Raw genomic sequence first — 14142 nt, forward strand, 5'->3', positions numbered from 1 at the left:
AATACAGGCAGTATAAAATCAATATACTTGGACTGGAACATTTTCCAAGACATCATTCAAGACAGAAAAAGCTCTCGTCTTGTAGAAAATTTGAGCGCAGGGAGGAATAAGGGTTACTTGACGCCATATTCTCATGCTCACATTAGTGATTTGTTGAGGTGTTCTAATGCAAGCTACATCAAGAAAGACCTTGAGCAATTGGCAATAATTACGGAGGGGTGGTGTATAGGCCCGCATAAAAACGGTTCAGGATTTTGCGTGGATAAAATACCTCCCGGCTTAGTATATGAGGCAATGGCAGCGGATCAAAAAAACACACCAGAACTGAAAAATTTAAAATTCGATTTTCTGTCCTATAAAGTTGATGTGGCCAAACTTTCCGGTGGAAATGTTCTGGTTCCTTTCTTAGACCGGTTCCACGGAGTAATGTCTCCCGGATTACTGGAAAGCTTCGTAGATCACCTTCAGGAAAATGGCCTCGCAGATCACAAGCTCCAAAGAAATTTTAGAAGCTCACTCATAGAAATCGTCAGATTGAACCAGCCGGCGGCTGAAGAAATAAGAGAATGGCCTATATATAGTTACTTGCTTTCGCCTCCAGAGGAGATTGAACGGAATTTTATCTCTATCTTTCAATCTTTTCTTAATGTTGACGGTCGTTCAATAGATACGATCAGTGAAGAGGATAAATTCACGATCGCCTATGGGATTCTTGATTTTTTCCCCGTTTTTAAAGAGAAAATTGAAAAGAAAAACAACCTGAACAACATGCTTACTGATGCGCTGCATGTCTATATAGCACTCAAAGTGCTCATATTTTATTTGCGGGGATAAAAAATCAGTTGCGAAAGCCAAGATTATCTACCGTGCCTTCCAAGTAAAAACTAAAATTTATTATGTGGACAATTTTATAAACAATGTAGAGCTTTAGAGTCATGTAGGTGATTCTCGGATCTTTATTGCGCTGTGCTGCATTAATGCATCTTCTACGCGGCTTTTTAAGATTGTCAGACAATTTTTCGAAAGTAGATCAGCTAACGTCCGCTCCCCAGAGGCATAATAGAATGAGTCGTAATTTTAAAGCGTTAAAGCCTGAGATTTTAGAAAAATTCAAGCATCAGTGTGCTTATTGCGGAGTCAAACTTTACGATCCGTTAATGGCGGATATCGAACACTTCTATCCCAAATCCACCTACCCGCACATGGCTCTTGATAAAGGCAATATGCTTATTGCGTGTCGAGCATGCAATATGATTAAAGGCGCGAGTTTTCCTGTTGCCGATGACGGACGACCTTTACTACTAAATCCGTTGCATGATGATTTTTCTAAGCACATAAAGCAAAATGAAAACGGATACTTGGAAGGCGTAACGGAACAAGGAGAGGTAACGATATCGGTATTGCAATTAAACCGACCTTCGCTCATAGAGCAACGCATACTAGAAGTTATTGGAAACAGGTTCTCTGGTGGTAAAGTATTGTCAGAGCATGATGTCTATATGACATTTACAAGCAGTATGCAAAATGTCATTGAGCTCAATGGCATTAAGCTGGATGATGGTAAAAGTCTGCAAAAGCAAATGGCGTACATGCTTTATGCAAATGTGATTACATCTTTGGAGACATATCTGTGCGATCGGTTTATATCGCTTGTTCAAGGTAATAAGGGGAATCTACGGGCCTTCGTTGAAAACTTCAATGAATACGGCCAAGAAAAATTCTTTATTGCAGAGTTGTTCAAGGTGCATGAAGGGATAGAGGCAAAAGCAATTGAGTCAATGAAAAGCGTCCTGTACCACAACTTGCCAAAAGTAAGCGGTATGTACCGGGATACATTTGGGGTTGATTTTCCTGTTTTCACAGAAGTTTTTAAAAGTGTATTGATTCGGCACGATCTGGTTCATCGAGCTGGTAAAACGAAAGCTGGTGACTTTCATGATCTAACCGCTGAGTCGGTCGAGACAGTTGTTAGCGAATGCTCAAAGTTCGTAGAGCAGTTGGAAAAGGAATTGAGGTCCAATACTTGAATGTTTACTGTTCGGTCCAGCGAGAAGCTTGTGCAACAATTGAATGAGTTAGCGGCCGAATGCGGGCTTCTGCGAAAGTTCGCTAGCGACCCTAATCAGCCGGTCGTGTCGCAGGGTTGAATGATCGCAATGGAGTGGAGTAGATCCTCAGCGATGAGTCTTCCCCCTAGCGACTGCTTTTCTGAAAAATCACTTTTATTTCCACTGCGGGACGCATGTCAGGACATCTGCCCTTCAGGCTATTCATCCGTAGGAATACGCCTCACACTACGGTGCGCCGGCGCTCGTAGAGATGGAAGGCGTCCGAGTGCCTGCCGTAATTTGCGAAGAGCGCCCCAGTCCAATCCGGCGTTTAGCGCCCTCTGGTTAAACTGCGCCATAGACAGAACGCATTCCCTAGGAAAGCCACCGACACGTGTCCGATGGAATTCCCATGTCGACTGGATTAGGAATCGGTCGGCGTTGGCGCCAGTTTCTCGGAACCAGCTCGCCATGCTGCGGTAAATCTTGCGTGCTCGAACCACGAAGAGCGCACCAAAAATGGACTTTTGGTCTGCGAAGTCAACATTCAGAGCGACACACATCGCGTTCCAATATTGGATGAAAACGAGGTTGTGTTTGTCTAGGCAATCGTCATTAGAGAACTGAATACTTAGCCTCAGGACGCTGTAGGAAAGCTGTTCGTTGCGAGACATCCAGAAAGTGTGCACCGACCCGATTTGAGAATCGTCTATGAGTATCCCATCTGGTCCAGTCAGTGCGTCAAGAATTGGCTTTGTGATGTTGTCAATATCACCCACCTTGTCCGTCTCTTGGCGTTGGATGCTGTGGAGGTACCAAGCAAACTCGATCTGCACGCTACCGGAGATTAGCCACTTGAACTGCGAGAGTTCACGCTGAATCGCTTGAGTGAGTTCTTGCTTTCGTTCCGAGCGAGATTGAGTGCTCACAATTTCATCAAAGTGAAGCTCCAAGCTGACCGAAGCCGTTGCCATTTCTTCGATGAGGTATTGATTGTTTTGGTCGCAATTAGATGTTTTGACGGAGATGTGAAGCATGGCGCATATATTCCATTGGGGCTGTGCTGTGGAAATGGTCTTCTAGCGTTCCCTTGCACAAAGTGGAGATGCATTCGAGCAGAGAAGAGTGTGTCACTAAGCTAGCTTTCACCCATGTTATCCACTGGGTTCCGATATCTGCAATGGGCTCACTAACTGGAGGGGTGGAGTTCCGCTTTTTGCCGACTTCTGCCTGTCAAAAACACCTAGTGTGCTGACCTCGACTGACCCAGTGGTGCGCAAATGATGCTCCGTCTGTGCGATTACCGCACGGACCGGTGTGGGTCGATCAAGCTAGCTTCGCGGCCAGCTCCTCCGCAGTAATGTTGTAATACCGCTTCAGCATGTTCACCTCCCGATGCCCCGTCACGCTCGCGAGCTCGATCAAATTCGGCAGTTTGGTCGCCAGCCGACAGGTCGCTTCATGCCGCAGGTCGTGAAAGCGCAGGTTGATCAGGAAGTCTTCCTGAGGAGTTACCTGCGCCACCCCGCAATCTCCCAAGTATTTCAGCCTCGCACGCTCCAGACCTCGCACAAAGGCCTTCTTGAGCGCATCAGCGGTGGTGGGAAAAACTCGACCGCACAGCGAGCGCGGCAAGTCCTTCAACAGCTGGATGGCGTTAGGCGAAAGCGGAACAGTTCTGGGCAGGCCGTTCTTGGTTGCGGGCAGGTGCGCGGTTCTACGTTCCAGGTTCACATGCTTCCAGCGCAGCTCTAAAATCTCGCCCCGGCGCATGGCTGTCTCAATCGCGAGTTGGACGATGGGCCGTATCCATGGATTGTGTGATGCATCGGCGTAGGTCCCATCAGCACGTCGCTCACGGAGCTCTAACGCGCCGAGCATGTATTGCTCTTCAATGGGGTCCAATCGTCGCGAACGTTCGTCGTTGTAGCTTGGACGGCTGACCATCCTGACTGGATTCTCGGCCAGATGAATGCCCCACTCACGGCGAGCGACTTCAATCACACACTGAAACAAAGCCAGCTCACGCTTAACGGTATTACCCTTGCGAATCTTCAGGCGCTCGTCGCGGTAACGGGCAAAGTCGGAGGAGGTGAGGGTGGCAACGATGCGCGTAGCCAATGGATGACGCTTGAGCGCTTCCAGGCGTTTGATTTCCGAGTAAGCGCCTTTGTGCTTCGGAGCAATCTCGGAGATGTAGCGATCGATGAGTTGATGAAAGGCAGTGCGTTCAGCCTCGACCCGAGAGACAAAAATACCCCGGTCGATTTCGCTTTCGATCATGCGTGCCCAGGCCTGGGCATCGGCTTTGGTTTCAAAGGTTTTGCGCTGGGCTGGATAACCCTTACGGCGGATTTGCGCTTCCCACTGATACTCGCCGCGATTCCTGATTGTTGCCATTTCGACCATTCCCGCCACTTTTGAGTGTGGCAAATTTGTGGCAAAAACGACTTTCAGGACTAGGACAGGTTTCTGTCAGGAGCGCTATCCCCTTGTAATACAAGGGAAAGAAGATGGTGCACCCGGCGGGATTCGAACCCACGACCCCTGCCTTCGGAGGGCAGTACTCTATCCAGCTGAGCTACGGATGCTTGTGCGGGCGACATCATACCCATGTCGACCTTGGGCGTCCATGCCGCTTTTCGCCCGGCCGCCCGTAGGAATACGCGCTGCTGGCGCCCTGTGCCGGGCGTCTCGGTGCAATACGGTTGAACTCGCCTGCAACACGCTGATCAGAAAAATGGAGCAAATGCGCCGTTTTCGTTCTTTTTTTCGAACAGACTATTGCCCTGCACCCCCATTGATCCTAGGATTCGTTTGAGATTTCAAACGCTCCTGCCTGGGTGCTGAACCGCACATTTGTCCTTTCGTGCGCTATTTACGTGCTTGCGCCCAGTGAATGATTTCCCTGACGGCAGCCCTCAAGGCGCCTTTCAACAACTCTAATTCGCTCCGCGCGTGCGCGGTGCTGTTAAGGAAAGCCGACATGCAGCTCAAAGACACCCAGTTGTTCCGCCAGCAAGCCTTCATTGATGGCGCTTGGGTCGATGCGGACAACGGTCAAACGATCAAGGTCAACAACCCCGCTACCGGCGAAATCCTCGGTACCGTGCCAAAAATGGGCGCCGCCGAAACCCGTCGCGCCATTGAAGCAGCTGACAAGGCCCTGCCGGCCTGGCGTGCACTTACCGCCAAGGACCGCGCCAACAAGCTGCGTCGCTGGTTCGAGCTGATTATCGAGAACCAGGACGACCTGGCTCGCCTGATGACCCTGGAGCAGGGCAAGCCGCTGGCCGAAGCCAAGGGCGAAATCGTTTACGCCGCTTCGTTCATCGAGTGGTTCGCCGAAGAAGCCAAGCGCGTCTACGGTGATGTGATCCCCGGCCACCAGCCGGACAAGCGCCTGATCGTGATCAAGCAACCGATCGGCGTTACCGCTGCCATCACGCCGTGGAACTTCCCGGCCGCGATGATCACCCGTAAAGCCGGCCCGGCCTTGGCCGCTGGTTGCACCATGGTGCTCAAGCCTGCATCGCAAACCCCGTTCTCCGCGTTCGCCCTGGCTGAACTGGCCCAGCGTGCCGGCATTCCGAAAGGCGTGTTCAGCGTGGTTTCCGGCAGCGCCGGCGATATCGGCAGCGAACTGACCAGCAACCCGATCGTGCGTAAATTGTCCTTCACCGGCTCCACCGAAATCGGTCGCCAGCTGATGGCCGAATGCGCCAAGGACATCAAGAAAGTCTCCCTGGAACTGGGCGGCAACGCGCCGTTCATCGTGTTCGACGACGCAGACCTGGATAAGGCCGTCGAAGGCGCGATCATTTCCAAGTACCGCAACAATGGCCAGACCTGCGTCTGCGCCAACCGTCTGTACATCCAGGATTCGGTGTACGACGCGTTCGCTGAAAAACTGAAAGTGGCGGTGGCCAAGCTGAAGATCGGCAACGGTCTGGAAGAAGGCACCACCACCGGCCCGCTGATTGACGAGAAGGCCGTGGCCAAGGTTCAGGAGCACATCGCTGATGCCCTGAGCAAAGGCGCGACCCTGTTGGCCGGCGGCAAGGTGATGGAAGGCAACTTCTTCGAGCCGACCATCCTGGTCAACGTGCCGAAAGACGCCGCCGTGGCCAAGGAAGAGACCTTCGGCCCACTGGCGCCGCTGTTCCGCTTCAAAGACGAAGCCGAAGTGATCGCGATGTCCAACGACACCGAGTTCGGCCTGGCTTCCTACTTCTATGCCCGCGACCTGGGCCGTGTGTTCCGTGTGGCTGAAGCCCTGGAATATGGCATGGTCGGCGTCAACACCGGGTTGATCTCCAACGAAGTGGCGCCGTTCGGCGGCATCAAGGCTTCGGGCCTGGGCCGTGAAGGCTCCAAGTACGGGATCGAGGATTACCTGGAAATCAAATACCTCTGCCTGGGCATCTAAGCCCGGCGCGAGATTGCAGTAAACGCAAAGGGCACGAGAGCGCTGTCCCTTTGCGTGTTTCACACCGTTATTCGTAGTGGCCGGGAAAGCTGTGGCAGTCGATCATCGCATGCTGCCGTAGTTGCCTCCCCGCCACGTATTCCTTGGACCACGCCACCCGATGAGTGGCGAATGAGGACTTTATGAGCAAGACCAACGCATCCCTGATGAAACGCCGCGAAGCCGCTGTACCGCGCGGTGTTGGCCAGATTCACCCGATCTTCGCCGAGTCGGCGAAGAACGCCACCGTGACCGACGTTGAAGGTCGCGAGTTCATCGATTTCGCCGGCGGTATCGCCGTGCTGAACACCGGTCACGTGCACCCGAAAATCATCGCGGCCGTGACCGAACAGCTGAACAAGCTGACGCACACCTGCTTCCAGGTACTGGCCTACGAGCCGTACGTTGAGCTGTGCGAAAAAGTTAACGCCAAGGTGCCGGGTGATTTCGCCAAGAAAACCCTGCTGGTCACCACCGGTTCTGAAGCGGTAGAAAACGCCGTGAAGATCGCCCGTGCCGCCACTGGCCGTGCTGGCGTGATCGCGTTCACCGGCGCTTACCACGGTCGCACCATGATGACCCTGGGCCTGACCGGTAAAGTCGTGCCGTACTCGGCCGGCATGGGCCTGATGCCAGGCGGCGTGTTCCGCGCGCTGTTCCCGAACGAACTGCACGGTGTGAGCGATGACGACTCCATCGCCAGCATCGAACGCATCTTCAAGAACGATGCCGAGCCGCGTGATATCGCTGCCATCATCATCGAGCCGGTGCAGGGCGAAGGCGGTTTCTACGTCGCGCCTAAATCGTTCATGAAGCGCCTGCGCGAACTGTGCGACAAGCACGGCATCCTGCTGATCGCCGACGAAGTGCAAACCGGTGCTGGCCGTACTGGTACCTTTTTCGCCATGGAACAGATGGGCGTTGCCGCCGACCTGACCACCTTCGCCAAATCCATCGCAGGCGGCTTCCCGCTGGCCGGCGTGTGCGGCAAGGCTGAATACATGGATGCCATCGCGCCGGGTGGCCTGGGCGGCACCTACGCCGGTAGCCCGATCGCTTGCGCTGCGGCCCTGGCCGTGATGGACGTGTTCGAAGAAGAGCACCTGCTGGACCGCTGCAAGGCTGTCGGCGAGCGCCTGGTGACCGGCCTGAAAGCTATCCAGGCCAAGTACCCGGTAATCGGCGACGTGCGTGCCTTGGGCGCGATGATTGCGGTCGAGCTGTTCGAAGATGGCGACAGCCACAAGCCGAACGCCGCTGCTGTTGCTTCCGTGGTGGCCAAGGCTCGCGACAAGGGCTTGATCCTGCTGTCCTGCGGCACCTACGGCAACGTGTTGCGCGTGCTGGTTCCGCTGACCTCGCCGGACGAGCAGTTGGACAAAGGCCTGGCGATCATCGAAGAGTGCTTCTCCGAGCTGTGATCGAAAGTTGACCTGATCGACAAAAAACCCGCTTAGGCGGGTTTTTTTGTGCCCGATGAACGGTATTCAGCCGTTGTTCATTGTACCCAGGCGGCTCCTTTGTCTAAGGTGCTGGTATTGCCGATGGAGCGTGCTGGATGACTGCTGTTGATTTACCTGCTGTACCCCGTGTGCTGATTGCCGAGGCCGACCCTTGGTCCCGGGATTTGCTCAAGCAGGTGTTGCTGAATGTGCGCTGTGACGCACGGCTGGATGTGTGTGCCGATGGCCAGCAGGCCGCCGAGCTGCTGCGTGACAAACCCTACGACCTGATCATCGCCGACTGGGAGCTGCCCGGCGTCGATGGCCTGAGCCTGTTGCACAGCGTGCGCCAGCAACGGCGAACGCCGCTGTTGCCGTTTATCCTGCTGGGCACCCGCAACGACAGCGCCAGCGTGCACGAAGTCTTGCCCCTGGCGCCGACGGCGTACCTGACCAAACCCTTGAACATGGAAAGCCTGACCCAGCGCCTGCAAGACTTGCTGTTGAATGAAGGCGAAACGGTGTATTGCGAAGTCCCGGCCCTGGCGCCGGGCATGACCTTGCCGGTGTTTCTGGAGCGGCGCCGCGAAGCCTCCGATGGCGCGCCGCTGCGAGTCGACGTACAGGCTGCGGTGCAATACAGCCTGGAACCGGAGGGCCTGGACCTCAAGCGCCTGGAAGAGCAGGTGCGCATGGACCCGCAAATCACCGCCGTGCTGATCGCCGCCGCCAACAGCGCCGGGTATCACGGCTCGCCGGTACAAACCCTGGCCATGGCCCTGCACAAGCTGGCGGCCGGGCAGAGCATGAACCTGATCCTGGGGCTGGCCCTCAAGCACAACGTGGTGCTGAGCGACCCTGGCCTCAGGGATTACGCCGAGCGTTACTGGCAGCTTTCCCAACGTACTGCCGATTACGCCCGCAGCCTGGGGCGCATGCTCGACCTTGATCACGAGCGCTGCTACAGCGCCGGCATCCTCCATCGCCTCGGCGACCTGGCCTTGCTGCGGTGCCTGCAAGACTGGTTGCAGGGTGGCGGCGAACTGGATGACGAAGCGATTGGCGAGTCTCTCTACACCTTCGGCGCGGCCTATGGCTCGGCGTTGCGCACGCGCTGGCGCTTGCCGCTGGAGCTGCGCCAGTTGATCGCGGCGATTTACTCGTTGGAAGGCGGGGTGTATTCCCGGGAAGCGCTGGTGGTGAACCTGGCGGCGCAGCTGGCGCGGCTGACCGAGCATGAAGGCGTTGAGGCGCTGGCGAAAAGCAAGACGGCGCGCCTGCTCAAGGTGGGTTTGCCGGAATTGACGCGTATGCGCAAAACCTAGCAGGCGATGCGGGCCAGTGTGGGAGCTGGCTTGCCTGCGATAGGATCATCCCGGTACAACTGGCACACCAAGGTGCCTGCATCGCGGGCAAGCCCGGCTCCCACAGGTAATCGCGTAGCGTCAGCCGACGAGCACGCGGTTTTTGCCTTGGCGCTTGGCCTCGTACATCGCGGCGTCGGCGCGGGCGAACAGGCTGTCGACGTTGGCATCCTCGGCCGTCAGGCTGGCCAGGCCCTGGCTGACGGTGACCGCGAAGCTCTCACCGTCATGGCTGAAACTCAGTTGCGCAATCTCATGCCCCAGGCGTTCGGCCACCTGCATTGCCATCTCCGGTGCGCAACCGGGCAGCACGGCGGCGAATTCTTCGCCACCAATGCGCCCGAACAGGTCGCCACGGCGCAGAACCCCTCGACCGCTCTCGGCGATACGCTGCAACACCTGATCGCCCTCCAGGTGGCCGTAGGTGTCGTTGACCACTTTGAAGTCATCAATGTCCAGCAACAGGAACGCCAAAGGTGTGCCCTGCAGGCAGGCACGTTCGAACTCGTGGTGGGCGCACTCGAAGAAGTGTCGACGGTTGCTGCTGCGGGTCAGCACGTCGGTGGTGGCCAGGCGATGCAACTCAAGCTCAAGCTGCTTCTTTTCAGTGATGTCCTCGGCCATGCCGACGACGATCACCGGCTGGCCGGGCTCGGCCTGCTGGCTGATGTAGCACTTGTCGCTGAGCCAGCGGATCTGCCCGTCGGCGGTGATGATGCGGTACTCGCGGTCTTCCACGGCGCCGCTGTGCAGCACTTGGGCCAGGCTGTGCTCGGCGTAGTCGAGGTCTTCGGGGTGAATGCTGTTGCGCCATTCCCGATGGTCCGCCAGCAGCATGCCTGCCGTACGTCCGAAAACCCGCTCATAGGCCGGGCTGACATACAGCACGCGGCGGGTGTCCCACTCGATGGCCCAGAGCACGGCATTCACGCTGACCAGCAGTGAACTCAGCAGTTGCTCGCGTTCACTCAAGCGTTCCACTTCGCCCTGGGCATGCATCAGCGCCAGCAACGTAGCGGCGGCGGCCGGTCGTGGCTGATCGTGGACGGGGGTGTCGGTGAAGGTCTTTTCGGGGACCATCGGCACAACTCTCTCTGGGCATGCCGCGGGGTTGGGCAGCGGTCACAACAAGGGCCGCCGGGATGGCGAAGTGTTGTTTGAGAGGGGGAATTTGCAGCTAAGTTCCGTTATCAGCGCCGATTTGAGGCGACCAAGAAATGGCGCCAGAAACATGTAGGAGCGAGCTTGCTCGCGAAGGGCGTCAACGATAACGCGTGCTGTCTGGCTGCACGCGGTGTAATTGGGCCCTTCGCGAGCAAGCTCGCTCCTACAGTGATCAGACCGCGGCAGGCCGCAGCGAATACGTCTTCAGTTGGTGGGCAAAGTCCCGCAGGGATTGAATCCCGCTGGCCTCGGCCTCGTGTACCCATTCCTTGATCGCCGCCAGCATGTCGTGGCCGTTGGTGCTGGTTTTCAGCCAGATCTGTTGCAGCGCCAGGCGCTTCTCGTAGATCACTTTCAGGGCCTGGCTGTGTTCCAGCATGCTTTGGATGCGCACGTGGTGACGGTCATCCAGCAGGCTGGTTTCCCGCGACAGCAGGCGCTTGGCGCGATGGAATTGGTGACGCACCGAGTGATCGACCTTCTCCAGTTCCTGCTTGACCAGCGGGCCAATCACCAACTTGCGGTACTGGGCCATGATCTGGAAGCGGTTGTTGAGGATCGCCATGGCGGTGTCCATGTCCAGGTGGCCCTTGCCTTCAACCCGGTGGGCGATCGGCGCAACCCGTTGCACTTTGGCCAGGCGCAGGAAGCTGAACACTTTGATCCAGGCCCAGCCCAGGTCGAACTCCCATTTCTTCACCGACAGCTTGGCGGAGTTGGGGTAGGTGTGGTGGTTGTTATGCAGCTCTTCGCCGCCAACGATGATGCCCCAGGGAATCAGGTTGGTCGCCGCGTCGCGGCATTCGAAATTGCGGTAGCCGATGGCATGGCCCAGGCCGTTGATCACGCCGGCGGCCCAGAACGGAATCCACATCATCTGGATGGCCCAGATGGTGATGCCGATGGTGCCGAACAGCAGCAGGTCGATCACGCCCATGATCGCCACGCCCAACAGCGGGTAGGGGGTGTAGAGCTTGCGTTCGATCCAGTCTTCCGGGCAGTTTTTGCCGTAGATGCGCAGGGTCTCGGGGTTTTCGGCCTCGGCGCGGTACAGCTCGGCGCCTTTGCGCAGGACCGTGGACAGGCCCTTGATCACCGGGCTGTGGGGATCGTCGACGGTTTCGCACTTGGCGTGGTGTTTGCGGTGGATAGCGGTCCACTCGCGGGTGTTCTGCGCCGTGGTGAGCCACAGCCAGAAGCGGAAGAAGTGTTTCAGGCCAGCATTGAGCTCCAGGGAGCGGTGGGCTGAATAGCGGTGCAGATAGACCGTGACCCCGACAATGGTCACGTGGGTCATCAACAGGGTGACTGCCACCAGTTGCCAGGCCGACAAGTCAAGAAAACCGTTGTACCACATAGGCTGTATGGCCCTCAGATAAAGAAAAAACCAGCTTGCGCATTATCACTAAGCCTACAGATAAAACCAGCCGCCCTTTCAGATAGGAGTGACTGGATGTTTCTTATTCTATAATCCGTAACCTTTGTAGGGCGAATCTGGTTTTTTAGTAAGGATTACTAAACATATGCTGTTTTCATACCGAGGTGCCCTGCGTGCAGGGCTGGTGTACCTGCTGGTTTCGATTGTGTGGATTCAGCTCAGCCATCAGGTATTGATCAACTTTATTGATGAACCCGTGGAATTGGACCGCTGGCTTCAGATGCGCGGCTACGTGTGGGTCAGCCTCAGCGCGCTGGCGATCTACCTGCTGTGCGCCCGTTTTGCCCGGGCGAACCTGGTCCAGCAGCCACTGCGGGAAAACCGTGAGCGCCTGCGCCAGGCCGCTGCCGTATTCGATTGCACCCGTGAAGGTGTGCTGGTCACTGACGCCCAAGGGCTGATTGTTCACGTCAACCGGGCCTTTATCGAAATTACCGGCTACCAGTGCGAAGACGTCATGGGCCACCAGCCCAGCCTGTTTAAGTCCGGACGCCACTCGGCCAGTTTCTACCGGTCCATGTTCCAGACCCTGGAGCGCGACGGTGAATGGAGCGGCGAAATCTGGAACCGCCGAAAAAGCGGCGAAATCTACCCCCAGTGGCAGACCATCCGGGTGATCCGCGATGATCAGGGCCAGATCAGCCACTACGTCGCGGTGTTCTCCGACATCAGCGCCATCAAGCACTCCGAGCACGAGTTGGCGCACCTGGCCCACCACGACCCACTGACCGACCTGCCCAACCGCCTGCTGTTCACCGACCGCGCCGAACAGGCCCTGGCGTCGGCGCAGGCCCATAAACGTGGCTGTGCCTTGCTGCTGCTCGACCTCGACCACTTCAAGATCATCAACGACAGCCTCGGCCATAACGTCGGCGACCAGTTGCTCAAGACGGTCGGCGAGCGCCTGCAAGGCCTGTTCGGCCCCGGTGTGACCCTGGCACGGTTGGGCGGCGATGAATTCGCGGTCTTGGCGGAGAGTTGTCCACAGCTGGTCCAGGCTGCCGCGCTGGCACAACGTATTCTCGACGCGATGAAAGAGCCGTTCATCTTCGACGGTCATCAACTGTTTATCAGCGCCAGCATCGGCATCAGCCTGTTCCCCAGCGATGCCCTGAGCGCCGAGCAACTGCTGCGCAACGCCGACTCCGCGTTGTTCAAGGCCAAAAGCGCTGGTCGCGAAGGCTACGCCTTGTACACCGAAGAACTCACGGCCCACGCCCAGCACCGGGTGGAAATGGCCGGCGAACTGCGCCGCGCCCTGGAGCAGCAAGAGCTGCGGGTCTATTACCAGCCGGTGCACGAGCTACAGAACAGCCGCCTGATTGGCGTCGAAGCCCTGGTGCGCTGGCAGCACCCGGAGCGCGGGCTGGTGCCGCCGGGAGACTTCATCCCGATTGCCGAGCGTACCGGGCTGATTGCCGACATCGACGCCTGGGTCATGGACCAGGCCTGCCGCCAGATGTGCCAGTGGCTGGCCGACGGCGCGCCGCTCACCTTTCTCGCGGTGAATGTGTCCAGTCGCCTGTTTGCCCGGCGCGAGCTGTACGACCAAGTGGCCAAGGTATTGCACGACACCGGGCTGGATCCGGCGTTTCTGGAGTTGGAAGTGACCGAAAGCGCGGTCATGGAAGATCCGGAAGTCGCCCTTGAGCAAATGCACCGCCTGCGGGAGCTGGGCTTGCGCCTGGCGATTGACGACTTTGGCACCGGTTACTCATCGCTGCTGCGGCTCAAGCGGCTGCCGGTGCAGAAGCTCAAGATCGATCAGGGTTTTGTCGCCGGGTTGCCGTGGGATGAGGACGATGCGGCGATTGTGCGAGTGGTCATTGCGTTGGCGCAGAGCATGGGCATGCAGGTGCATGCCGAGGGCATCGAGCAGGTCGATCAGGCGCGGTTTCTGTTGGACCAACAGTGCGACCTGGGCCAAGGGTACTGGTTTGGTCGGCCGATGCCGGCCAGTGAGCTGGATTGGGCGAGGGCGCCTGCGATTCGTTAGACACAACGCGGTCAATGTGGGAGCTGGGCTTGCCCGCGATGAGGCCATCACAGGCGACATCCCTGTTGACTGATACACCGCCATCGCGGGCAAGCCCGGCTCCCACAGGGTTTTGTGAAGGCATGCATGAGTATTTTTCATCCTGAAAACCACTGCAACCCCACGTCCCACCAGAAAATTCTTTCTGGTTATATAAACATTCTTAAATAGTATTTTTAAGAA

Annotated in this window: 10 protein-coding genes and 1 tRNA gene; 6 read left to right on the forward strand and 5 right to left on the reverse strand. The window is 56.9% G+C overall.

Annotation, left to right across the window (positions count from 1 at the left end; genetic code table 11):
- The coding region (locus ACUN0G_RS00005; RefSeq protein WP_445572434.1) for a hypothetical protein at positions 1-834 on the forward strand (834 nt) is incomplete at its 5' end.
- 230 nt (positions 835-1064) lie between these two features.
- Complete coding sequence (locus ACUN0G_RS00010) at positions 1065-2027, forward strand: hypothetical protein (RefSeq protein ID WP_445572435.1); 963 nt, start codon at positions 1065-1067, stop codon at positions 2025-2027.
- A gap of 239 nt (positions 2028-2266) precedes the next feature.
- Here ACUN0G_RS00010 and ACUN0G_RS00015 read toward each other — a convergent pair whose 3' ends face one another.
- From ACUN0G_RS00015 to ACUN0G_RS00025, 3 genes are all read right to left on the reverse strand, one after another.
- Positions 2267-3085, reverse strand: a complete 819-nt coding sequence (locus tag ACUN0G_RS00015; RefSeq protein WP_445572436.1) for a RusA family crossover junction endodeoxyribonuclease — start codon at positions 3083-3085, stop codon at positions 2267-2269.
- Between the two features lie 289 nt (positions 3086-3374).
- A complete protein-coding gene (locus tag ACUN0G_RS00020; RefSeq protein ID WP_445572437.1) occupies positions 3375-4457 on the reverse strand; it encodes a site-specific integrase in 1083 nt (360 codons plus the stop codon).
- 105 nt (positions 4458-4562) lie between these two features.
- Positions 4563-4639, reverse strand: a tRNA-Arg gene (locus tag ACUN0G_RS00025).
- A gap of 395 nt (positions 4640-5034) precedes the next feature.
- Between ACUN0G_RS00025 and gabD the strand changes: the two genes are divergently transcribed.
- From gabD to ACUN0G_RS00040, 3 genes are all read left to right on the forward strand, one after another.
- Positions 5035-6477 (forward strand): NADP-dependent succinate-semialdehyde dehydrogenase, encoded by a 1443-nt coding sequence (gabD, locus tag ACUN0G_RS00030; protein WP_003218155.1) that lies wholly within the window; start codon positions 5035-5037, stop codon positions 6475-6477.
- A 182-nt stretch (positions 6478-6659) separates the two neighbouring features.
- Positions 6660-7937: a 4-aminobutyrate--2-oxoglutarate transaminase gene (gene gabT / locus ACUN0G_RS00035; protein ID WP_258343126.1), complete on the forward strand. Its 1278-nt coding sequence runs from the start codon at positions 6660-6662 to the stop codon at positions 7935-7937.
- A 137-nt stretch (positions 7938-8074) separates the two neighbouring features.
- Positions 8075-9283: a response regulator gene (locus tag ACUN0G_RS00040; protein WP_258343127.1), complete on the forward strand. Its 1209-nt coding sequence runs from the start codon at positions 8075-8077 to the stop codon at positions 9281-9283.
- A 120-nt stretch (positions 9284-9403) separates the two neighbouring features.
- Here the strand turns inward: ACUN0G_RS00040 and ACUN0G_RS00045 are convergent, their stop codons facing one another.
- Entirely contained in the window at positions 9404-10402 is a 999-nt protein-coding gene (locus ACUN0G_RS00045) for a GGDEF domain-containing protein (protein ID WP_421552943.1), read from the reverse strand.
- Positions 10403-10658: 256 nt separating this feature from the next.
- Positions 10659-11843, reverse strand: a complete 1185-nt coding sequence (desA, locus tag ACUN0G_RS00050; RefSeq protein ID WP_010168824.1) for a delta-9 fatty acid desaturase DesA — start codon at positions 11841-11843, stop codon at positions 10659-10661.
- A 166-nt stretch (positions 11844-12009) separates the two neighbouring features.
- Between desA and dibA the strand changes: the two genes are divergently transcribed.
- The gene (gene dibA / locus ACUN0G_RS00055) at positions 12010-13920 is read left to right on the forward strand and encodes a phosphodiesterase DibA (RefSeq protein ID WP_445572438.1); all 1911 of its coding nucleotides are present in this window, start codon (positions 12010-12012) and stop codon (positions 13918-13920) included.
- The last annotated feature ends 222 nt before the right edge of the window (positions 13921-14142 follow it).

The organism is Pseudomonas sp. 32A (assembly GCF_052682255.1).

What these genes read in the sequence shown, in the direction of transcription:
- ACUN0G_RS00020 (WP_445572437.1), bottom strand. Translation starts at nt 4,457, where the DNA reads ATGGTCGAAATGGCAACAATCAGGAATCGCGGCGAGTATCAGTGGGAA.
- ACUN0G_RS00010 (WP_445572435.1), top strand. Translation starts at nt 1,065, where the DNA reads ATGAGTCGTAATTTTAAAGCGTTAAAGCCTGAGATTTTAGAAAAATTC.
- ACUN0G_RS00040 (WP_258343127.1), top strand. Translation starts at nt 8,075, where the DNA reads ATGACTGCTGTTGATTTACCTGCTGTACCCCGTGTGCTGATTGCCGAG.
- desA (WP_010168824.1), bottom strand. Translation starts at nt 11,843, where the DNA reads ATGTGGTACAACGGTTTTCTTGACTTGTCGGCCTGGCAACTGGTGGCA.
- ACUN0G_RS00015 (WP_445572436.1), bottom strand. Translation starts at nt 3,085, where the DNA reads ATGCTTCACATCTCCGTCAAAACATCTAATTGCGACCAAAACAATCAA.
- dibA (WP_445572438.1), top strand. Translation starts at nt 12,010, where the DNA reads ATGCTGTTTTCATACCGAGGTGCCCTGCGTGCAGGGCTGGTGTACCTG.
- gabD (WP_003218155.1), top strand. Translation starts at nt 5,035, where the DNA reads ATGCAGCTCAAAGACACCCAGTTGTTCCGCCAGCAAGCCTTCATTGAT.
- ACUN0G_RS00045 (WP_421552943.1), bottom strand. Translation starts at nt 10,402, where the DNA reads ATGGTCCCCGAAAAGACCTTCACCGACACCCCCGTCCACGATCAGCCA.
- gabT (WP_258343126.1), top strand. Translation starts at nt 6,660, where the DNA reads ATGAGCAAGACCAACGCATCCCTGATGAAACGCCGCGAAGCCGCTGTA.